Below are 1,083 nucleotides of genomic sequence, written 5' to 3'. Positions count from 1 at the left end.
ATACGGATAGATTAATTGCGTTTTATTCAGCGATTTATCTTTGCTGTTTTATTTACAATCAGCCCCCGTCCAAACCGGACAAGCAAGTTTCCCAGCATCCGGCTTTCCATAATTCACTCTCTTGCGAGAACTAATTTCTCCTCACGGTTGATTAGCTATTTATTCTTATTGTTCTTGTTTTTATAATATTGTGTATTTGTTGATTGGTTATCTTGCGATGACAATCTTTACACAATACCTTTGTTCTTTTATTCATGATACTTTGGTAATGCTTATTGCGATTTACATTTCTTTCGAACTCTGACAATTGACGTTTTCCGTTTCCTTGCTAGTGTTTTCAAACAGCTGTATTCAGCTAGATAACTTAAGTGAGTCAAAACACTTGGATTGTTAGTCCAACAAAAGTATTGGATAATTCCTCTAACAATTGTCTTATAGGTCCGGATTATTTCTAATTCATCCCTTTCTGCTAATGTTTCGTCGTGTTTCACCTTTCCCTCTTTTAACCAATTGTATTCATATCCATATTCTTCCGCTTTCGCTTGGGGAATTCGGACAAGAACTTTGCCATTTAAGGAATTCTTAGTGGTTTTCCTTTCCCGGGTTTTATTGGTAGGATTAACCTTTATCATGTAGGATAGAAACCTCGTCCTTTTGATGACTTTAACAATTTTGGATTTATCTTTACTAATCGTAAGGTTCAAATCTTGCTTTAGCCATTGCGTTACTTGGTCTTTAATTCTTCCCGCCTGGTTATATTCGCCTTTAATACCGATGATAAAATCATCAGCATAACGGATATATTCAACTCTTGGTTTTGGATTTAAATTGATATATCTGTCAATCCCCAGATTATGATGCTGGTTTTTAAGCCATGCTTTTCCATATTCTGGGTTACTATTCTTAATTGGTTTTTCTACTTTAATCAGTTCTTCCATTTTCAAGTCAATGTAATGTAAATATACATTCGCCAACAAAGGAGAAATAATTCCTCCTTGAGGAGAGCCTGATAAAGATTCATATTTGATGCCATCTTTCATGAAACCGGCTTTCAACCATTTGCTAATGATTGAGAGTGTTTTA

General features: G+C 34.9%; 1 pseudogene. It reads right to left on the bottom strand.

What is annotated here, in order from left to right:
- Positions 1–151 precede the first annotated feature (151 nt).
- Positions 152–1,083, bottom strand: a pseudogene (locus tag NQK76_RS02505) (reverse transcriptase domain-containing protein); the annotation flags it as partial.

Source organism: Candidatus Phytoplasma australasiaticum subsp. ipomoeae (assembly GCF_024425275.1).
Lineage (GTDB): Bacteria > Bacillota_I > Bacilli_A > Acholeplasmatales > Acholeplasmataceae > Phytoplasma > Phytoplasma australasiaticum.
This window is presented reverse-complemented; position numbering and strand designations above follow the sequence as displayed.